This is a genomic window from Streptomyces sp. BA2, from assembly GCF_009769735.1.
Taxonomy (GTDB): domain Bacteria; phylum Actinomycetota; class Actinomycetes; order Streptomycetales; family Streptomycetaceae; genus Streptomyces.
Genome location: NZ_WSRO01000002.1, coordinates 1,242,678 through 1,262,137 on the forward strand (window position 1 = coordinate 1,242,678; position 19,460 = coordinate 1,262,137).

A 19,460-nucleotide genomic window follows, 5' to 3' on the forward strand; every position below is an offset into this window, starting at 1 on the left:
CGCCACATGGTGTGCCAGGGGACGCCGGGTGTCAGGTAGGAATGCGCCACCCCGACCCGGACCACCGCGGGACATTCCCCAGGGTGCACCAAGGCGGCCGGGGCGGGAGGCGCCGCAATTCGCAGGCACACGAAGGGATCTGTATCGCCCATGTACACAGCATCGTCCTCCGTGTCCGCCCCGCCCCGGCCACTGCACAGCCGACAGCCCGGCAGCGGCCCGTATCTGGAGCCCGCGCGCCCCGCGGCCGGGTCGCTCGGCACCGGCCGGACGCGACGCGTTCCGGGGCCCGGCACGCAACCGCTCAGCGGGAGACTCGACTTGTCAGGCCCCCAGGGGGCGCAACTGCGCACCGCGATCGCCTCGGTGCACCGCATCTGTCCAGAGTTCAATCCGGTACAGGTGCTCCGCCGCAGCGGACGCACCGTACTGCTCGTGGGAACGGCAGGACGCAGCACCGCGATCGCCAAATGTTTACTGGACAACTCGCCCGTGTGGGCCGAGCGGATCAGGCACGAAATAGCGGCATACCGCTCGTTCGTCCGGCACCGTCCTCCCGTCCGGGCCCCGCGGCTCATCGCCGCGGACCCCGAGGACTGCACGCTGGTGATCGAGCGGATGCAGGGGCGCGTCGCCGCGCTGTCCCGCCACCCCGTGGAGACTCCGCCGCGCGCGGACGTGCGGTTGGTGCTCAACGCCCTGCGCCACCTCAACCGGTGGCGTCCGCCGCAGGAGTTGTTCGGCAGGCCCATGGACTACGGCAAGCGGATCTCCCGCTTCCATGAGCTGGGTCTGCTCACCGACCGGGACATGGGCGACCTGCAGAAGCTTCTGCACGGCATCGCGCACTCGGCCGGGCAGCACGACACGTGGCAGTTCTGCCACGGCGACGCGCTGCTTTCGAACATCCTCCTGTCCCCCGCGGGCCCGGTGTTCGTGGACTGGGAGCACGCGGGCTGGTATCTGCCCGGCTATGACCTGGCGACGCTGTGGACGGTGCTCGGTGACGCACCGGTCGCGCGCCGCGAGATCAGCCAGCTGGCACAGGAGAAGGGACCGGCGGCGCGTGACGCGTTCCTGGTGAACCTGATGCTCGTGCTGACCCGGGAGATCCGTACGTACGAGATGGCCGTGCAGCGATCGATGCACGACGCGACCCCGGCGGCACCGGGACCAGCCCACCCGGGTGCTGCGCCGTCCGGTGAGGAACAGCGGCTGCTGCTGAGGCGGCTGCACGACGACTGCCAGCTGGCCCGCAGGGCCGTGCGCGCAGCGGTCGGTACTCGCTGACGGGGAAGACGGTCCGCAGTGCGCCTTGGACAGCGGCGCACTGCGGACTTGTCTATGCCCCCGGCTACTTCCGGGTGACTATGACGTGGTGAACTGCACCGCGTCTACGTCAAAGGAATTGTTCTGCGGCGACTTGAAGACCAGATACAGCTTGTGGGTGCCGGCCAGGGCTTCGACCGGCACATCGGGCGTGGCCTGATAGGTGTCCCAGCCCCCGGTGTTGGGGACGGGAGTCGTGGCGAGCAGCTTGCCGTCCGGGGCGTCCGCGCGCAGCTCGATCGAGCCGACGCCGTACGGCGAGGACAGCTTGTAGCTGACCTTGTTGACGCCTTCCACACTCATCGGGCTGTACGCGATCCAGTCGCCGTCACTGATGTCTCCGATGCGCTTGCCGTTCTCGGCGCCCTCCTGGGAGACGATGCGGGTTCCTGACTGGTCGTCGTGGTACTCCGCCTGCTTGTGCTTGGGGTGCATCGCGGAGCGTCCGTAGCCGGTGAGGGCGCTGACGCCGTCGCCGCCCTTGTCGGTGTACTTGGCGTTGAGGACGTAGGTGAGGTCGGCGCCCTCGGGGTGGCCGCCCAGGTCACCGGTGTCCACGGTGCCTTCGCAGCCGGGGATGTCGGTGGTGGGGTGCTCGTGGTCGTCGTGGCCGAGGGCCGGGTTGACGGTGACCTTGGAGCAGTCGATCGTGCCGTCCTCGGGGTCGGTGACCGTGACCTTGTAGGGGATCTTGTCGCCGAACTGGATGAGCTTGCCGTCGACGGGGGTCTCGCCCTTCACCTTGGGTGCCGTGTTGCCCGCCGTGACGGGCACGTTGGCGTAACCGGACTTGCCGGTGGAGTCGGTGACCTTCAGCTGGGCGTTGAAGTCTCCCTTGGTGTCGTACGTGTGGGAGGGGCCGGCCTCGGTCGAGTCGTAGGTGCCGTCGCCGTTGAAGTCCCAGGCGAAGGTGAGCGGGTCGCCGTCCGGGTCCTTGCTGCCCTCGCTGGAGAAGTCGACCTTCAGCGGGGTCGGGCCGTTCGTCGCGGAGGCCTTGGCCTGGGCGAGCGGGGTGCGCTGGCCCTGGGCGTAGTCGACGCGGTAGAGACCGGAGTCGTTGTTGCCGCCGCCGAACTCGCTGCCCCACTCCAGGACGTACAGCGAGCCGTCGGGCCCGAAGGTCATGTCCATCGGTTTGGCGAACTTCGCCGACTTCAGGAAGTCGTTGATCTTCAGGAGCTTTCCGTCCTTGTCGAAGCGGATCTCCTTGACCGAGTCGCGGGCCCACTCGTAGAAGAAGCTCGCGCCCTCGAAGTAGGCGGGGAACTTGGTCTTGGAGGGGTTCTTGGGGTCGTAGTGGTAGACGGGACCGCTCATCGGCGCGGAGCCGCCCGCGCCCATCTCCGGGAACTCCTTGGACTCGCCGTAGCCGTACCAGATTTCGGGCTGCTGGAGCGTCGGCAGGTCCTTCAGGCCGGTGTTGTTCGGCGAGGGGTTGGTGGGCTTGGCGCAGTCGAACTTGGCGCCGACTTCCTGGGTGTCGGGGTTGTAGGGGGCGTACGCCTGGTCGTTGCCGTGGCAGAAGGGCCAGCCGAAGTTGCCCGCCTTCTTGATGACGTTGTACTCGACGAGCCCTTCCGGGCCGCGGTTGGTCTCGGGGGCGCCGCGGTCGGGGCCGTAGTCGGAGGCGTGGACGTAGCCCGTCTTGGGGTCGACGGTGAAGCGGAAGGGGTTGCGGAAGCCCATGGCGTAGATCTCGGGGCGGGTCTTCACGGTGCCCTTGGCGAAGAGGTTGCCCTTGGGGATGGTGTAGCCGCCCTTGTCGGTGGGCTTGATGCGCAGGATCTTGCCGCGCAGGTCGTTGGTGTTGCCCGCGGTGCGGGCGGCGTCCAGCATCTGCTTGCCGGGCCGCCAGTCGAGCGGGGCGTAGCCCTGCCAGTTGGGGTCGAGGTTGGGCGGGACGTCGTCGCCGACGCCGAGGTAGAGCGTGCGGTTCGGGCCGAACTCGACGGCGCCGCCGGTGTGTCCGGGTTCGGGGAAGGTGCGGTCGCGGTAGGCGGGGACGTCGAGGAGCTTCTTCTCGCTGGCGAGGTCGAGGGTGTTGTCCTTCTTGACCGTGAAGCGGGAGAGGCGGTTGACGTCGTCCTTCGCCGAGGCGGGCGCGTAGTAGAGGTAGATCCAGCGGTTGGTGGCGAACTTCGGGTCGAGTTCCATGCCGACGAGGCCGTCCTCGCCGCCGGTGTAGACGTCGAGCTTGCCGGCCGTGGAGGTGGAGTGGCTCTTCGGGTCGAAGATCTTCACCTCGCCGCTGCGCTGGACGTAGAAGACCTTGCCGTCCTTGGCGACGTCCAGCTCCATCGGGTCGGCGGTGTTGTCGTCCAGTGCGGTCTTCTCGTAGCCGGACCAGACGGTGCCGCCGCAGTCGCCGGGCTGGTTGCCCGCGGCCCACTTGATGCCGCCGAGCACGTGCTCACGGAAGGCGGGCTCGGTGTACGACGCCTTGTCGTGGCCCATGGCGGTGGCCCAGACCTTGCCGCCCTCGGCGTTGCGGCACCAGGAGATGGGGTGATCGGCGCCCATCGCCTCGCTGCCCGGGTTGTACGTGGTCTCGTCGGCGGTGACCAGGACGTGCACGTCACCGCGGGGGTTCTTGTCGAAGTTGTACCACTCCTCCGGGCGCTCCCAGCGCTCGGGAAGGCCCTTGGTGGAGGGGTGCACGCGGTCGGCGACCTTGGCGGTGCCCTTCAGGACGCCCGGTGAGTGGGCGGGCATGTGGGCGCCGGCGTTGATGAGGTCGTCCCACCAGGGGAAGGAGTCCTCGACGCCCATGTCGAGGGTGTTGTGCAGGGCGACGACTCCCTTGCCGCTCTTCACGTACTTCTTCATGGCGTCGCGCTGGGCGTCGGTGTCCCAGACCATGCCGGAGTTCTGCAGCATGATGATGACGTCGAAGTCCTTCAGCTTCGCGTCGTCGAATACCGTCGAGTCGGCGGTCTCGACGACCTCGAAGTTGTTCGCCGCGGCCTGCTCCTTGACCATCTGGACGCCGGCCGGGATGGAGTCGTGCACGTAGCCGACGGCCTTGGTGAAGAGCAGGGCGCGGAAGGCGGGCGCCTGGGTGTCGGCGGCGCTCGACGTGGCGGGCAGGAACCCGACCGCGAGGAGCAGCGCCGCAACCATCGCGATCACCGCTCTTCGTACGCTTCTCGGGTCGCGCAGTCTTATGTCACGCACATGACAGTCCATGGGGTGGTCCTCTCTGCTGGGAATCTGCTGGGAAGGACGGACGGACGTGCGGGATTGCCGGAGGTCTGTGGGATTGCCGTAGGTCAGCGGGTCAGAGGGCGGCCACGGCCCGGCGCAGGAAGCCGAGCCCGTCGGTCGCGAGCGCTTCCTGGGTGGGCGCGAGGGGCCGCCAGACGGAGGCGGCGACGGCGATGGCGTCGTTGTGCGCCGTGAACGACTCGATGCAGAGCGGCCCTCGGTAGCCGGACTCGCCGAGCGCGCGCAGGAAGCCGGGCCAGTCGAGGTGGTCGGTGCCGGGAGCGCCGCGGTCGTTGGCGCACACCTGGACGTGGGCGACGCGGCCCGCCGCCGTGCGGACCGCTTCCGGCAGGGAGTGCTCCTCGATGTTCTGGTGGTAGGTGTCAAGGGCGACGCCGATCGACTCCTCGGGCAGGCCCGCGAGGCCCTCCAGGGTCTGGGCGACGGTGTTGAAGAGGCTCGTCTCGTAGCGGTTGAGCGGCTCGACGGCGATACGGACACCGGCCCGTGCCGCGTACTCGACGACCGGGACGATGGCCTCGCGCCACTCCTCGTACGCCGCCGTGCGCGAGGCCCGGTCCATCCGCCACGTGCGGCCCACCACCGCGTACACCGGACCCGCGACCACGGGGGCGCCGATCGCGTGGGCCGCGTCGACGCAGCGGCGGAGATAGTCCTGCGTGGCGCGCACGGTGCCCTGGTCCGCGCGGACCAGGTTCCGCTCTTCGGCCATGACGGCGACGACGGCCGCGGGCGTCAGGCCCGTGGCGTCCAGGAGCTTGACCGCCGCCGCGGGCTCCCAGTCGTCGGGCCGCTCCAGGGGAAGTTCCACACAGTCGAAGCCCCAGCCCGCGAGGCGGGGCAGCGTCTCGGCGAGCGCCTCGGTGGTGACCGGGGAGTGCCAGATCCACGGGTTCGCACCCAACTGCCAGGCGGTGTACGTCACTTCTTGCCTCCCCAGTCCTTGGGGAAGCCCGGCAGTTTCTGGCAACCGCACATCGCGTAGTGCAGCGGCGGCATGCCCTCCTGGAGGTACTCGTCGAGGTTGTCCTGCGTGACCGTGGGCTGCGGCAGCTTCCACTCCTTGGGCACCTGCTTGCCGTCCAGGATGCGCAGGGCCGCGATGACCGGCGTACGCCACTGGAAGGTCGGGTAGGTGGGGGCGATCGCTGTGAGGTCCTTGTCCTTCCACGCCTGGAGGAAGTCCTGCTGGTCCTCGCCGGTGATCGGCGGTACGTCGACGCCGACGTCCTCGAAGGCCTCGACGGCGGCGACGGCCGTGGCGCCCGAGTCCATCCAGACGCCATCGATGGAGCCGTGCCGGGAGATCGCGTCGGAGACGATCGACTTCGTCTTGGCGGGGTCGCCGTCGGTGAACTTGGCGTCCACGACGTCGAGTTCGCTCTTGTCGAAGGCCAGTTTCGCCGCGGACCAGCGGGTCTCCAGGACGTCCACGCCGGGCGAGATGCGCAGGGCGAGGATCTTGCCCTTGGGCTCGACCTTGTCGAGGAGGAAGTCCGCGGCGACCGCGCCGTAGCCGTAGCCGCCGATGGGGTTGACGAAGGTGACGGCGCAGTCGGTCTCCACACCCCGGTCGAAGACGATCACGGGGAGCTTGCCGCAGGCCTCCTTCACCGCGGGGGTGAGGGTGGCGGTGGTGTTCGGCGAGACGATGAGCGCGTCGCAGCCCTTGTTGCCGGCGAGCTCCTGGATGTCGGAGATCTGCTTGTCGTCCTTGCCCTGGGCGTCCAGGACGGTGAAGTCGCTGATCTCCTTGTGGAGTTTCACCTCGGCCTTCATGTTCTTCAGGCCGACCTGGCGCCAGGGGTTGAAGACACCTGCGTTCGAGAAGCAGAGGTGGGTGCCGCCCGAGCCCTTCTTCTCGTACCGGGCGGTATCGGTCATCTGCGGTTCGAGCATCTGCTCCCAGGGCTTGGCGTCCGGCCCCTCAGGGGTCTCCTTGCCGAGCTTCAACTGGCGCTCGTACTCGGCCTGTTCGAAGAACTTGGAGGGTTTGTCGCCGTTCTCTTCGGATCCGGCGGACTGCGAGGCCCCGGCGGGCGAGTCGGGTGGTGTGTCGCTGGAGCAGGAGGTGAGCAGCGCGGAGGCCGCGAGGAGCGCGGCGGCGGGTACGAGCGCGCGTCTGCGGTGCGGGCGATTCAAAGGGGTGTGCATCACGAGGGTCTGCCTCCCGAGGAGTGGGTACGACGGCGGCGCAGCCGGGACCAGTCGGCGGCCCCGAGCCCGACCGCGGCGATGACGATGACGCCCTGGACGGTGGACTCCAAGGCGCCCGATACGCCCTGCAGGTTGAGCAGCGTGAACAGGGCCTGCAGCGAGAAGGCGCCCGCCATCGCGGCGATGACGCTGCCCCGGCCGCCGCCGAGCACGACGCCGCCGAGGACCACGGCGGTGATCGCCTCGAACTCGTAGCCGCGGCCCGCCTGCGCGGAGACCCCCGAGAAGCCGCCGACGAGGACGGCGGCGAGCGCCGCAGCCGCGCCGGAAAGCACGAAGGCGATGACGCGGGCGCGGTGCACGCGCACTCCCGCCAGGGCGGCGGCGCGTTCGCTGTCCCCCGTCGCGATCAACGTACGGCCGAAGTCGGAGCGCATCAGCAGGACGGCGACGATGCCCGCGACGAGGCAGGCGAGTACCGCCCAGGGCAGCCACCCCATGGCGGTACCGCGCCCCATCTGGCGGAATCCCTCGGACAGTTGGCCGTGCGGGGAGCCGCCCGTCCAGAAGAAGACGGCGCCCTCCAGGATCAGCATCATCCCGAGCGTGGTGATGAACGAGGGCACTCTCAGGCGTGTGGTGATCAGCCCGCTGACGAGGCCCGTGACCGCCCCGGCGAGCAGCAGGCCCGCCGTGATGAGCGGCCAGGGCGCGTCCGGGAACGAGCCGTAGACCTCTGCCGCCGCGACGACGCCCGCGGTGACGATCGCCCCGACCGACAGGTCGAACTCGCCGCAGACGATGACCAGATACTGCCCGGCGGCGAGGATCACCAGGGGCGCGGCGCGCTTGACGAAGGCGAGGAAGCGGTCGGGTTCGTAGAAGCCGGGGTCGGTGGCGGCGAGCGCGACGAGCAGCACGATGAGCAGGGCATAGACCGGGGCGCCGGTACCGAGGGATCGTACGACTCGCTTGTAGGGAGCGGCGGTTGCGGTGCTGCTGCTCATGCGGACCTCCTGCTGCCGCGCCGGGCGTAGATCGCGACGGCAGCGATGATGACGACGCCGCGGACGACGTTCTTGAAGAAGGGGTCGACGCTGAGCTGGTTGAAGACGGAGTCGAGCACGGCGAGCACGAGGACCCCGCCGAGCGTGCCCGCCACTCCCCCGCGCCCGCCCGCGAGTACGGTGCCGCCGAGCACGACGGCGGCGATCGACTCCAGGTCGTAGCGGGCTTCGGTCCCCGCCCAGGGGGCTCCGGCGCCGAGCCGTGAGGCGAGGAAGAGGGCGGCGGCGCCCACGCACAGCGAACACAGCACGTGGGCGACGATGATCGTGCGGCGGGTACGGACGCCGGAGAGCCGGGCCGCGTGCTCGTCGCCGCCCGTGGCGTACAGGTGGTGCCCGAAGCGGGTGCGGCGCGTGATCAGCCACATGGCGGCGGCGACGGCCGCGAGCAGGAAGAGCGAGACGGGGATCGGGCCCATGCGGTCGTAGCCCAGATGCTGGAAGGAGGCGGGGACCTTGCCGGCCGGGCCCGTGTAGTTGTCCTCGATCCAGCCGCGCAGGATGAACGCGGTGCCGAGCGTCGCGATGAACGCGTTGACCTTGAGCCCGGTCACGATGAGGCCGTTGGCGAGTCCGACGGCCGCGGACAGGGCGAGGACGGCGAGCACCGCGGTGACGACGCTGCCGTCCTCCATGGTGGTGGCGGCGACGAGCGTGCCGAGGCTGATCAGATACGCCACCGACAGGTCGAGGGAGCCGGTGAGGATGACGGCGGTCTGCCCCACGGCGACGAGGCCGAGCGCGACGCAGTTCTGCAGGATGCCGACGACATTCGAGACGTTAAGGAAGTCGCCGCCGCGCGCGGCGACCACGATCCAGCCGAGCGCGGTGACGGCCCCGGCCGCGAGCCAGACGCCGACTGCGGGGTCGGTGAGCCTGCTGCGGCGGGGGGCGCGGGTCTTCAGGGAGGCGGGCGGTGGGGCGACGGTGGTACCGCTCACGCGACGGAATCCTTTCCGGACGAGGCGCTCGGGTCTCCGGGCGGGCCGGCCGTGGCGAGCCGCATCACGTCCTCCTCGGCGGCCCCCGCCGGCAGTTCACCCGCGATGCGGCCTTCGGACATGACGAGGATGCGGTCGCTCATGCCGATGAGTTCGGGAAGCTCGGACGAGACGATCAGAACGGCTATGCCCTCGCGGGCCAGTTCGCGGACGAGGGTGTGGATGGCGGCCTTGGCGCCCACGTCGACGCCTCGGGTCGGCTCGTCGAAGAGCAGGACGCGGGGGCGGGCGGCGAGCCACTTGGCGATGACGACCTTCTGCTGGTTGCCGCCGGACAAGAAGCGGGCCTCCTGGTCCTCGCCCCGCGCCTGGAGCCGTACCCGCTCCAGGAGCGCGGTGAGTTCGCGGGCGGCGGGCGGCTCCCCGCGGGCCGGTACGGCGCGCGTGACGAGCAGGGCGTTGTCGCGCACGGACTGGCGCAGGGCGAGCCCCTCGGCCTTGCGGTCCTCGGTCACCAGGGCGATCCCGGCGCGGATGGCCTGCCGCGGGGTGCTGGGCCGCAGGGCTTCGCCGCTCACGGTCATGGCCCCGCTGGTGAACGGCGCCGCTCCGAACAGGGCCCGCGCGAGGGACGTACGGCCGGAGCCCTCCAGGCCCGCGATGCCGGTGACCTCGCCCGCGCGCAGCGTCAGGTCGATGCCGCGGAGCCGGTCGTTGCCGCCGCCGGTGACGGCGAGGCGTACCTCGCCGATGTCGTCGGGGTGGGCGCGCTGCGGGTAGTAGGCACTCAGCTCCCGGCCCACCATGGCGCGTACGACCTGGTCGGTGTCGGTGTCCCGGGTGCGCACCGTGGTGACGTGGCGGCCGTCCTTCAACACCGTGACGCGCTGCGAGAGTTCGAAGACTTCGCGCAGGCGGTGCGAGATGTACAGGATGCCGAGGCCACGGCCCGCGAGGCGGCGCACGAGGTCGTGCAGGAGGCCGGCCTCGTGGTCGGCCAGCGGGGCGGTCGGCTCGTCCATGACCAGGACGCGGACGTCCGACGCGAGCGCCTTGACGATCTCGACGGTCTGCTGCCGGGCGACGGACAGATCGCGGACGTACGTGCGCGGCGTGATGCCCGATACGCCGACCTCGGCGAGGAGTTCGGCCGTACGCGCCTCCATCGCGCGGCGGTCGACGAGGCCGTAGCGGGTCGGCTCGCGGCCCAGGAAGACGTTCTCGGCGACCGTCCGGTGCGCGAGCAGCGCGAACTCCTGGTGGATGATGCCGATCCCGGCGGCCTGGGCCTGCGCGGGATGGCTGAAGGAATGCTCTGTTCCGTCGAGCACGATGGTGCCCTCGTCCGGGACGTGTTCGCCCGCGAGGACCTTCATCAAGGTGGACTTGCCCGCGCCGTTCTCACCGACAAGGGCGTGCACCTCGCCGACGGCGAGGTCGAGCGATACGCCGTGCAGCACACGCACTCCGAGAAAGCTCTTGGACACCCCGCGCATCGCCAACATCTCTTGCGTCGCCTGTATCGCCTGCACCCTCGGCTCCTTCGGCAGCGGTCTGCAGAGCAATGTGATGAGGGAGCTTTGACCTGTCAAGAGCCCAAGCAGCTTTCGCTGCAAGCGAGTTGACGGCGACTTAGGTCGAACACCGAACAGCATCGGCCTTGTGAGCAGCGAAACTCGTCCCTATGGTGACTGCCATGTCTGGAGCGCCGGATCACCCCGATTCCGTACCGTCCTCACCGTCCTCACCCGGCGAAGTCCTCGCCCTGCTCCGTACGGGGGCGGTGGAGACCCGCGCCGACATCGCCCGCGTGACGGGGCTCGCACGGTCGACGGTTTCGCAGCGGGTGGACGCGCTGATCGCGCACGGCTTCGTCACCGAGGAGGCGGACGGCGGGTCGACGGGCGGCAGACCGCCGCGCCGCCTTCGCCTGCGCACGCGCGAACACGCCGTGGCAGGCGTCGACTTGGGCGCTTCGCACTGCCGGGTCGCCCTGATGGACATCGGCGGCGAGATGCTCGCCCTGCGCGAGGACCCGCTCTCCATCGCGGACGGCCCGCAGGAGGTGCTCGGCCACGTGGAGCGGACGCTGCACACGCTCCTCAAGGAGGCGGATCGCGACCCCGCGTCGCTGAAGTCCATCGGGGTCGGGGTACCGGGGCCCGTGGAGTTCTCGACGGGCCGCCCGGTGGATCCGCCGATCATGCCGGGCTGGCACCAGTACCCCATACCGGAGTTCTTCGCCGAGCGGTTCGGCCCGCGCGCCCTGGTCGACAACGACGTGAACGTGATGGCGCTCGCCGAGCAGCGCCGCGCCTTCCCCGACACGCGCTATCTGCTCTACATCAAGGTGGGCACGGGCATCGGCTGCGGCATCGTCGCCGACGGCAGGCTGCACCGGGGCGCGCAGGGCAGCGCGGGCGACATCGGGCACATCCGGGTCGGTGACGTCGAGGAGCCCTGCCGGTGCGGCAACTCGGGCTGCCTGGAGGCGGTGGCGGGCGGCGCGGCGATCGCACGCAAACTCTCCGGGCTCGGCCTGCAGGCGACCTCGGGCAGCGATGTCGTACGCCTGGTGAAGTCCGGCAACCGCGACGCCGTCCGCATGGTGCGCGAGGCCGGCCGTGCGGTGGGCGAGGTGCTGGCGGGCCTGGTGAACTTCTTCAACCCGGACACGGTGGTGGTCGGCGGGGTGATGGCCGCCGTCCACGACCAACTCCTGGCCGGCGTACGGGAAGCGGTGTACCGCCGCTCGCACCCCTTGGCCACGCATGTGCTCCGCATCGAGCCGAGCCGCACCGGCGAGAACGCGGCGGCGATCGGCGCGGGCATCCTCGCGGTCGAGCACGCGCTGTCCCCGCGACAGGTGGACCGGGTACTGGCGGGCGCGGCGCGCTGAGGACGCCACGCCACAGCAGGGCTCAGGGCCCCTCGTCTCCGGCGAGCTCCTCGCACAGCGACCAGACCGCCGCGCGCGTACGGGGCTCCGTGGCGAAGTCCGGCCACGGGACCCGGCGGCATTTCGCGTCGTAGTAGGCACCGGTGACGTGCGCGACGTCGGGGTGCGTGGCCAGGTGGATGCTGGACCTCGCGGGCTTGGCGAGGTCCGCGAGCAGGAGCGGGCCGAGCAGCCGGACCAGGGGCGCGGCCGGGCGGTACACCCAGGGGAACGCGCTCATCGGGGTGGCCTTGTTGCCCGGCGTGTACGCGTGGCCGGGATAGGCCACGTTGATCGTGACCGATCCGTCCTCGGTCCGTCGCCCGTACTCGTAACTCATCGCTATGAGCGCGGCTTTGGTGTGGTTGTACTGGCCGAAGGTCCAGTCGACGAAGGCCTTCTCCGCCTGGAGGTTGCCGGGGTCGACGGGGCCGCGCGGGATGCCGCCCGTGAGGTTCACGACCCGGGCGGCAGAGGCCTTCGTCAGCTGTGGCATGAGGAGCGGGTGAGGACGAAGGGCGCGAGGACGTTCGCGGCGAAGGCGGTCTCCACTCCGTCGGCGGTCAGGCGGCGAGCGGCCGGGTTCATGCCGAAGTTGTTGACGAGCACGTCGAGTTGGGCGTGGCCGGCGCTTACCGCGTCGGCCGTACGGTGCCGTCCTTCGCGCAGTGTCAGGTCCGCCGCCACCGCCTCCACTGAACCGCCCCCTGGCTCCCGAGCGAGTTCGCGCGCCGCGTCGGCGGACCGCCTCCCGCACTACCAGTGACCAGTGCCGTTTTGCCGCGTAAGGACGTCATGCCCGCCGCCGGGGGCTACGCGCCCGGGCCCGGCGCGCCATGCGGGCCGAACTGGCTGCGCTGGCGCTTGAGTTGTTCGCCGAGCGGGGGTTCGACGAGACGACCGTGGAGGACATCGCACACGCCGCGGGCCTGTCGAAGCGAAGCTTCTTCCGGTACTTCCCGTCCAAGGAGGACGTCGTCTTCGGCACGGTGGAATCGATGGCGGACGAGGTCGCCGAAGATGTGCGCGGTCGCCCGACCGACGAGGCACCCTGGGACTGCCTTCACCAGGTGCTGCGCGGCTGGCAGCATCGGATCCACACCTCCGAGCGGCAGTTGGCCGAGCTCACCCTCATCGACGCGACACCGTCCCTGCGGGCACGGCTGCACCAGAAGCGGGACGCGATGCGCGCCCAGGTCGCCGAGGCACTCACCCAACGGGATGGCGCGAAGCTGGACGCGTTCAGCTTCGATGTCCTGACCTCGGCCGCCGCCGCAGCCCTGGACGCGGCGGACCGGGAGTGGCTGCGCTCGGGCGGCACGGCGGACCGGGGCGCCCTCGTCGACCGGGCTTTCGCGGCCCTGCGCCCTTGAGAGCTCCCGCGCCGCTCATTGGTCCAATCCACTGACGCGCCGCAGGCCGCCCCGCCACCCATGGCGAAACTCGCCGGGACCGGTGCTGACATGGGAAATCCCTACCCCTGGGCATGATTGACGGATCGTCGGAGAGCCGGTACCACTGACGCACGCCCGGCCCCGCACGCCCCATCACGCTTCACCGTCCCAGGAGGCTGCATTGCGAGGATCCGTCACCGCCCGCACCCCTGCCGCGCGCAGACGCGCCGTCAGAACTGCCGGCGCCCTTGTCTCCGCCGGTCTGCTGCTTCCGTTGCTCGGTGCCGCGCCCTCCTCCGGCGCTCCCGGGCGAGCCCCGTCGCAAGAGCTGCAGAGCGCCTTCGCCGCCGCGGCCGCCGAATACCGCGTACCCCAGAGCGTGCTGCTCGGAGTGTCCTACCTGCAGTCCCGCTGGGACGCGCACGGCGGCGCGCCGAGCGTGACCGGCGGCTACGGCCCGATGCACCTCACCGACGCGCGCACCGCCGTCGCCGGCGCCCCGCACCACAGCGAGGGCGACGAGGACCCGCGCGGCGACGCGTCCCGCGGCGTTCTCAAGCCGAAGGAGTCCACGGCCAAGGTGCCGGAGAACTCCCAACTGCCCGCACGGCTCAAGACGTTGCCCCGCGCCGCCGAACTCAGCGGGCAGTCCGCCGAGAAGCTGCGCACCGACCCTGCCGCCAACGTACGCGGCGGCGCAGCCCTGCTCGCCGCCGCGCAGAAGAGGCTCGGCAAGCCTCTGAGCGACGACCCCGCCGAGTGGTACGGAGCGATCGCCCGCTTCTCCGGCGCGGACGACCAGGCCACGGCGGCGACCTACGCCAATGATGTCTTCGCCGTCATCCACGACGGCCAGGAGCGCACCACGGACGCCGGACAGCATGTGGCGCTCCCGGCGGTCAGCGGCCTGAAGCCGGATGCCGCGCAGGTGCGGGGCATGGGGCTGCGCAAGGCGCCGAAGGGCGAGACCGAATGCCCCTCGACCGTGTCGTGCGAGTGGATCCCGGCGCCGTACGAGGAGTTCAAGGACCCGAACGGCAACGACGACTACGGCAACCACGACCTGTCGAACCGGCCCAAGAGCCAGAGCATCGACACGATCGTCATCCACGACACCGAGGGCCGCTGGGAAGGCGTCCTGAACATGGTGCAGGACCCCACGTACGTCTCCTGGCAGTACACCCTGCGCTCCACCGACGGTCACATCGCCCAGCATGTGAAGGCCAAGGACGTCGCCTGGCACGCGGGCAACTGGTACGTGAACTCCAAGTCGATCGGCCTGGAGCACGAGGGCTTCCTCACGGCGCCCGACACCTGGTACACGGAGGCGATGTACCGCTCGTCGGCGCGTCTGGTGAAGTATCTGTCGAAGAAGTACGACATCCCGCTGGACCGTCAGCACATCATCGGGCACGACAACGTGCCGGGCACGCTGCCGTCGACGATCGCGGGCATGCACACCGACCCCGGCCCGTACTGGGACTGGCAGCACTACTTCACGCTGATGGGCAAGCCGTTCAAGCGCACGGCGGGCCCGAACGGCGGTCTGGTGACGGTGGCGCCGGACTACTCCAAGAACCGGCCGGAGTACACGGGCTGCGTCAAGCCGGGCGAGAAGTGCGTGCCGCACGGTTCCGCCGCGGTGCGCGTCCACACCGAGCCGCGTGACGACGCGCCGCTCATCAAGGACATCGGACTGCGTCCCGGCGGCGGCGCCTCGACCATCGGCGTGAACGACACCGGCGCCCGCCTCTCCACCGGCCAGCAGTACGCGGTCGCCGATCGCGAGGGCGACTGGACCGCCGTCTGGTACCTGGGCCAGAAGGCCTGGTTCAAGAACCCGAAGAAGCAGCCGACGGCCGTCGACGCGAAGGGGCTCGTGGTGACGCCGAAGGGCGACGCCAAGGAGATCCCGGTGTACGGGCGCGCCTACCCGGAGAAGGAGGCGTACCCGGCGGGCGTCCCGGCGCAGCCGGTCACGCCGCTGCCGTACAAGCTCCTCGCGGGACAGAAGTACGCGATCGGCGACAAGGTGCCGGGCGAGTACTTCTACGCGCCGACGTTCGACACGGCGCCGCACAAGGTGGTGCGCGGCAAGGACATGTACTACGAGGTCCAGTTCGGGCACCGCGTGGCGTATGTCCGGGCGGCCGATGTGCGGGTGGTGCCTTCGGGCTCCTAGAGCCCCCGAGTTGCCGTCAGGGCCGGGTTCGCGTGGGGGCGGGCCCGGCCCTGACGTGTGTGCCCACTGACTCTCGTGCGCGGACGGCGCTCAGCGGACGGCGCTCAGTCGAAGACGTACCGCTGTCCTGCCCGCGCCTTGAAGGTCTTCTCGCCGCCCTCCAACAGGCCGCTGCGCACGGTGAGTTCACGAGTACGGGAGGCGGTGAGCACGATGCGCGTGGCCCGTCCGCCCGACCACTCGATGTCCAGGCGTGCCCCGCCGCGTGCCCGCAGGCCGCGCACCGACCCCTCGGGCCAGCTCGCCGGCAGTGCGGGCAGCACCTCGATGACGTCGAACTGGCTCTGCAGGAGCATCTCCACGATGCCCGATGTCGCCCCGAAGTTGCCGTCGATCTGGAACGGCGGATGGGTGTCCCAGAGGTTCGGGAGCGTCGAGGACTTGAGCTGCTCGCCGAGCATCTTGTGCGCGTGGTCGCCGTCGCGAAGGCGCGCCCAGAAGTTGACCTTCCACGCCTTGGACCAGCCGGTGCCGCCGTCGCCGCGTGCGGTGAGGGAGACCTTCGCGGCGTCGGCCCACTTGCTGCCCGGCTGGATCTGCCGTCCCGGGTGCAGGGCGTAGAGGTGGGAGACGTGCCGGTGGTCGTCTGCCTTGTCGTCCAGGTCGGCCTTCCACTCCTGGAGCTGCCCCCAGGAACCGACGCGCAGCCCGGGGTCGAGCTCGCCGAGGGTCTTGTCGAGCTCGGCGCGGAAGGCGGCCGAGTCACCGAGCACGCGGGCGGCTTCCAGGGTGTTGGTGAGCAGGTCGTGCACGATCTGCTGGGCCATGGAGTCGCCCGCGGTGAAGTCGCCGTGCTCGGGCGAGTAGCTGGGCGTGACGACGAGGGTGCCGTCGCGGGGGTCGGTGCGGAGGTTGTCGAGCCAGAACTCGGCGGCTTCCTTCATCACCGGATAGGCGGTGGAGCGGAGGTACTCCGTGGAACCGCCGAAACGGTAGTGCTCGTAGAGCTGCGCGGTGAGCCAGGCGGCGGCCTCGGGGAACCAGAAGGCGGTCGACCAGTCGTGGACGCCGGTGAAGCCGTAGGGGTTGGTCTCGTTGTGCACCACCCAGCCCCGCGAGCCGAACATCTCCTTCGCCGTGCGCCGCCCCGGCGCGCGCAGTGCCTGGACGAAGCGGTCGTACGGGGCGGTGGTCTCGGGGAGGTTGGCGGCCTCGGCGAGCCAGTAGTTCATCTGGAGGTTGATGTTGGTGTGGTAGTCGGCCGACCAGGGCGGGGTGGTGCTGTTGTTCCACACGCCCTGGAGGTTCGCGGGCAGCGAACCCGCGCGGGAAGAGGCGATGAGGAGGTAGCGCCCGTACTGGAAGAAGAGGGCTTCGAGGGCGCGGTCGGCCGCGCTCGCACCTGCCCCGTACCCCTTGAGCAGCTGGTCGGTCGGGACGTCGGCGGGTGCCGCCTGGCCGATGTCGAGGGAGACCCGGCCGAACAGGTCGCCGTGGTCGCGCAGATGGCGGGCCCGGAGCGCGCCGTGGCCCTTGGCGATGGCCTGGTCGACGGTGCGGGTGACGAGGGCGTGCGGGTCGTCGCCGCGGTAGTCGGGGTAGGTGTCGGCGTAGTCGGTTCCCGCGGCGAGCGCGAACCAGACGTGGTCGGCACCGGTGATGGTGATGCTGCCGTCCGCGTTCGCCGTGCGCGTGCCTCCTCGGTGCACGACGCGCAGCTGCGCCTCGAACGTGAGGCCGTTGTCGGCGAGTTCACCGCGTACGGTCATCCGGTCGCCGTCCGCCTTCGCGGTGAAGTCGGCGCGGGGCGAGGTGTGGCGCAGGGTGCAGGTGACGCTCGCGGGGCGGTCGGCGGTGAGGCGCCCGACGAGCACGCCGTCGGGGTGGGAGGCGAAGAACTCCCGGTCGTGGCGCACCTTTTGGTGGGCGTACGTGACGGTCGCCAGGCCCTTGCGGAGATCGAGGGCGCGGCGGTATGTGGCGTCGGGTGCGTCCGGGGCGCCCGGCATGTCGAGGTGCAGATCGCCGAAGGTCTGGTGGGCGCCGTAGCCGCGGCGGGACTGGCCGAGGCCGGCGGCGACCGCGTCGGGGGAGAGCCCGCCCTTCTCGTCCAGCTCCTTGCGTACCGCGTCGAGTGCGCCGGGTCTGGCCTCGCGCCAGTTGCCGTGGTCGTAGCCCTCGCGGGAGCCGGGGCCGCCGGTCCACAGGGTCTTCTCGTTGAACTGGAGCCGCTCGGAGGCGAGGGTGCCGAAGACCATGGCGCCGAGTGCGCCATTGCCGATGGGGAGGGCCTCCCGCTCCCAGTCGGCGGCGGGCTTCGCATACCAGAGCAGCGATTCATCGGAGGTGTCGTGCGCCTCAGGCTGCCCCTCCGCTGCCGTAGCGGTGCCGGCGAGAACGCCTCCGCCCGCCGCCAGGACAGCTGCTCCACCTACGGCGGACTTCATCGTGGTTCTTCGCGAGATCCCGGGAGTCATGACCGGTCACGTTAAAAGTCCGATGACTGGCCTGGCAAGGCGCATGACAAAACCCACCCCTCCGACAGAAGGGGTGGGTACGTGGCCTGCGGTCGTGCCGGGTGTGTCAGCCCTGCTGGAAGAGCTCCGCGGGCAGCGGCTTCAGGAGGGCGTACAGATCGTCGGTGATGGGCCGGTCCCAGGCGGCGATGGTGACCAGGACGCCGTCGCTGCGGTCGAACTGCACGCAGGAGATGCGGCTTTCGGAGAGCTTGAGGCGGCGCACGATGAGGAGGTTGTCGCCCTGCATCACCGGCATGTCCTCGGTGGTGACGACGGTGACCTCCTCGTCGTTCTCCAGCGCGAGCAGCAGCTGGGCGACCTCGAAGGGCACCTCGTCGTCGGCCGTCTCGCGCGCCGGGGAGCCCTCGGGAAGATTGCCGATGATCATCGCGGGGCCGCGCCCGCCGAAGAGGTCGTAGCGCAGGAAGACGCCCTGGCAGCTGCCGTCGGGGGCGGGCAGCAGGCCCGCGCCGAGGTTGCCGGGCCAGTCACCCGGGTCCATGGCGAGGACATCGAAGTCCGGGCCAGCGGGAGTGGCGGAGCTGCGGCGGCGGAGGAAGGACATGCGCCAATGGTACGTGGCCCGCGGCGCTTGTCGGCGCGGGGGCGGCGCCGGTCCGCGCGGGGCGGCCGGAGGTCGGGCCGGTGTTCAGCGCGAGGTCAGCGGGGGTGATGGGGCGCGAGCGCGGCGGCGGGACCAGAGTGGTTCGTTCCCCCTTTCCGGTAGACGGCGTACAGCGGCCGGTCGCGTACGAAACGGGCGAAGGCGGTGGCGCTGAGCAGTTCGGAGCCGATGGGCCTGCCCGGCACGTCCCTGGCAGGTCTCCGAACTCTTCGGCGTGGGCGGGCAGTTCCTCAGGCGGCAGGCGACGACCCGATGAGCGCGCCTCGGGGCCCGCCGGGAGCTGATTCCGCCGCAGCCAGCGGTGCGGTTGGCTACCGTCGTCCACTCCGACGAAGGGACCCTCACGTGACGCTCGGCACCGAGAACGTACTCAACTTCTGGCACGGCGGCCTGAGCGACGTCCCCGACGAGGTGTGGCACCACCCGTCCCTGGAGGTCCTGCTCCTCCCCGACAACGCGCTCACGCGGCTCCCCGCCCGGATCGGCACCTTGGCGTCCCTGCACACGCTGGACCTGGGCCACAACCACCTGACCGAGCTTCCGCCGGAGCTCGGCGACCTGACGGACCTCAGCCGCTTCCTCTACGTCCACGACAACCGCCTCACGTCACTTCCGGACTCCCTGGGCAATCTGAAGCGGCTGACCTACCTCAACGTGGGCGAGAACCGGCTGACGGCGCTGCCGGACACGCTGGGCTCACTCGACGCCCTCGTCGAACTGCGCGCCCAGCACAACCACCTGACCTCGGTCCCTTCGTCGCTCGGCGACCTGGCCGCCCTACGTGAACTGTGGCTGCGCGGCAACCGCCTCACGTCGCTTCCCGCCTCGGTCGGCCGCCTCGGCGCCCTGCGCGAACTGGAGCTGCGCGAGAACGAGTTCGCGACGGTGCCGGAGGCCCTGCGTGGGCTGCCCCTGCTGCGGAGGCTCGATCTGCGGGCGAACCGCCTGCGGGAGCTCCCGCAGTGGATCGGCGACCTGCGCGCGCTGGAGAAGCTCGACCTGCGCTGGAACGAGGTCGCCGTGCCGGACGAGCTGCTGCGGAGGCTGGAGGGGCGGGGGTGCGTGGTGCTGCGGTGAAGCCCG

15 protein-coding genes and 1 pseudogene are annotated in these 19,460 nt (G+C 70.5%); 5 read left to right on the forward strand and 11 right to left on the reverse strand.

Annotation, left to right across the window (positions count from 1 at the left end; translation table 11 throughout):
- Window positions 1–150 precede the first annotated feature (150 nt).
- Window positions 151–1,290: an aminoglycoside phosphotransferase family protein gene (locus tag E5671_RS08205; RefSeq protein WP_160503177.1), complete on the forward strand. Its 1,140-nt coding sequence runs from the start codon at window positions 151–153 to the stop codon at window positions 1,288–1,290.
- Window positions 1,291–1,368: 78 nt separating this feature from the next.
- Here the strand turns inward: E5671_RS08205 and E5671_RS08210 are convergent, their stop codons facing one another.
- The 6 genes from E5671_RS08210 to E5671_RS08235 all read right to left on the reverse strand — a co-directional run bounded on the left by E5671_RS08210 (window position 1,369) and on the right by E5671_RS08235 (window position 10,224).
- On the reverse strand, window positions 1,369–4,449 hold the full coding sequence (locus E5671_RS08210; RefSeq protein WP_443032780.1) for a ThuA domain-containing protein: 3,081 nt from the start codon (window positions 4,447–4,449) through the stop codon (window positions 1,369–1,371).
- Window positions 4,450–4,606: 157 nt separating this feature from the next.
- The gene (locus E5671_RS08215; RefSeq protein ID WP_160503179.1) at window positions 4,607–5,479 is read right to left on the reverse strand and encodes a TIM barrel protein; all 873 of its coding nucleotides are present in this window, start codon (window positions 5,477–5,479) and stop codon (window positions 4,607–4,609) included.
- Complete coding sequence (locus E5671_RS08220; RefSeq protein ID WP_160503180.1) at window positions 5,476–6,708, reverse strand: substrate-binding domain-containing protein; 1,233 nt, start codon at window positions 6,706–6,708, stop codon at window positions 5,476–5,478. Before E5671_RS08220 ends, E5671_RS08215 begins: the two co-directional genes overlap by 4 nt.
- Window positions 6,708–7,718, reverse strand: coding sequence for an ABC transporter permease (locus tag E5671_RS08225; protein ID WP_160503181.1), 1,011 nt, complete (start codon window positions 7,716–7,718; stop codon window positions 6,708–6,710). Before E5671_RS08225 ends, E5671_RS08220 begins: the two co-directional genes overlap by 1 nt.
- On the reverse strand, window positions 7,715–8,683 hold the full coding sequence (locus E5671_RS08230; protein ID WP_202121622.1) for an ABC transporter permease: 969 nt from the start codon (window positions 8,681–8,683) through the stop codon (window positions 7,715–7,717). The genes E5671_RS08225 and E5671_RS08230 overlap by 4 nt, the downstream gene beginning before the upstream one ends.
- Before the next feature lie 32 nt (window positions 8,684–8,715).
- Window positions 8,716–10,224, reverse strand: a complete 1,509-nt coding sequence (locus tag E5671_RS08235) for a sugar ABC transporter ATP-binding protein (protein ID WP_160510059.1) — start codon at window positions 10,222–10,224, stop codon at window positions 8,716–8,718.
- 191 nt (window positions 10,225–10,415) lie between these two features.
- Here E5671_RS08235 and E5671_RS08240 point away from each other — a divergent pair, with 191 nt between their 5' ends.
- The gene (locus E5671_RS08240; RefSeq protein ID WP_160503182.1) at window positions 10,416–11,618 is read left to right on the forward strand and encodes an ROK family transcriptional regulator; all 1,203 of its coding nucleotides are present in this window, start codon (window positions 10,416–10,418) and stop codon (window positions 11,616–11,618) included.
- Window positions 11,619–11,640: 22 nt separating this feature from the next.
- On the opposite strand, the gene E5671_RS08245 is transcribed toward E5671_RS08240, so the two are convergent.
- Both E5671_RS08245 and E5671_RS45350 read right to left on the reverse strand, forming a co-directional pair.
- On the reverse strand, window positions 11,641–12,153 hold the full coding sequence (locus tag E5671_RS08245) for a hypothetical protein (RefSeq protein ID WP_160503183.1): 513 nt from the start codon (window positions 12,151–12,153) through the stop codon (window positions 11,641–11,643).
- Window positions 12,141–12,392 (reverse strand): annotated as a pseudogene (locus tag E5671_RS45350) (SDR family NAD(P)-dependent oxidoreductase); the annotation flags it as partial. The pseudogene E5671_RS45350 and the gene E5671_RS08245, both read right to left, overlap by 13 nt.
- Window positions 12,393–12,493: 101 nt before the next feature.
- Here E5671_RS45350 and E5671_RS08255 point away from each other — a divergent pair.
- Both E5671_RS08255 and E5671_RS08260 read left to right on the forward strand, forming a co-directional pair.
- Window positions 12,494–13,030 (forward strand): TetR family transcriptional regulator, encoded by a 537-nt coding sequence (locus E5671_RS08255; RefSeq protein ID WP_160503184.1) that lies wholly within the window; start codon window positions 12,494–12,496, stop codon window positions 13,028–13,030.
- Window positions 13,031–13,232: 202 nt separating this feature from the next.
- On the forward strand, window positions 13,233–15,233 hold the full coding sequence (locus E5671_RS08260; RefSeq protein ID WP_160503185.1) for an N-acetylmuramoyl-L-alanine amidase: 2,001 nt from the start codon (window positions 13,233–13,235) through the stop codon (window positions 15,231–15,233).
- Between the two features lie 104 nt (window positions 15,234–15,337).
- On the opposite strand, the gene E5671_RS08265 is transcribed toward E5671_RS08260, so the two are convergent.
- From E5671_RS08265 to E5671_RS08275, 3 genes are all read right to left on the reverse strand, one after another.
- On the reverse strand, window positions 15,338–17,680 hold the full coding sequence (locus E5671_RS08265) for a glycoside hydrolase family 95 protein (RefSeq protein ID WP_160503186.1): 2,343 nt from the start codon (window positions 17,678–17,680) through the stop codon (window positions 15,338–15,340).
- A 136-nt stretch (window positions 17,681–17,816) separates the two neighbouring features.
- Window positions 17,817–18,317 (reverse strand): hypothetical protein, encoded by a 501-nt coding sequence (locus E5671_RS08270; protein ID WP_160503187.1) that lies wholly within the window; start codon window positions 18,315–18,317, stop codon window positions 17,817–17,819.
- A gap of 95 nt (window positions 18,318–18,412) precedes the next feature.
- Window positions 18,413–18,562, reverse strand: a complete 150-nt coding sequence (locus E5671_RS08275) for a hypothetical protein (RefSeq protein WP_160503188.1) — start codon at window positions 18,560–18,562, stop codon at window positions 18,413–18,415.
- A 160-nt stretch (window positions 18,563–18,722) separates the two neighbouring features.
- Between E5671_RS08275 and E5671_RS08280 the strand changes: the two genes are divergently transcribed.
- Window positions 18,723–19,454: a leucine-rich repeat domain-containing protein gene (locus tag E5671_RS08280; RefSeq protein WP_336605705.1), complete on the forward strand. Its 732-nt coding sequence runs from the start codon at window positions 18,723–18,725 to the stop codon at window positions 19,452–19,454.
- Window positions 19,455–19,460: the final 6 nt, after the last annotated feature.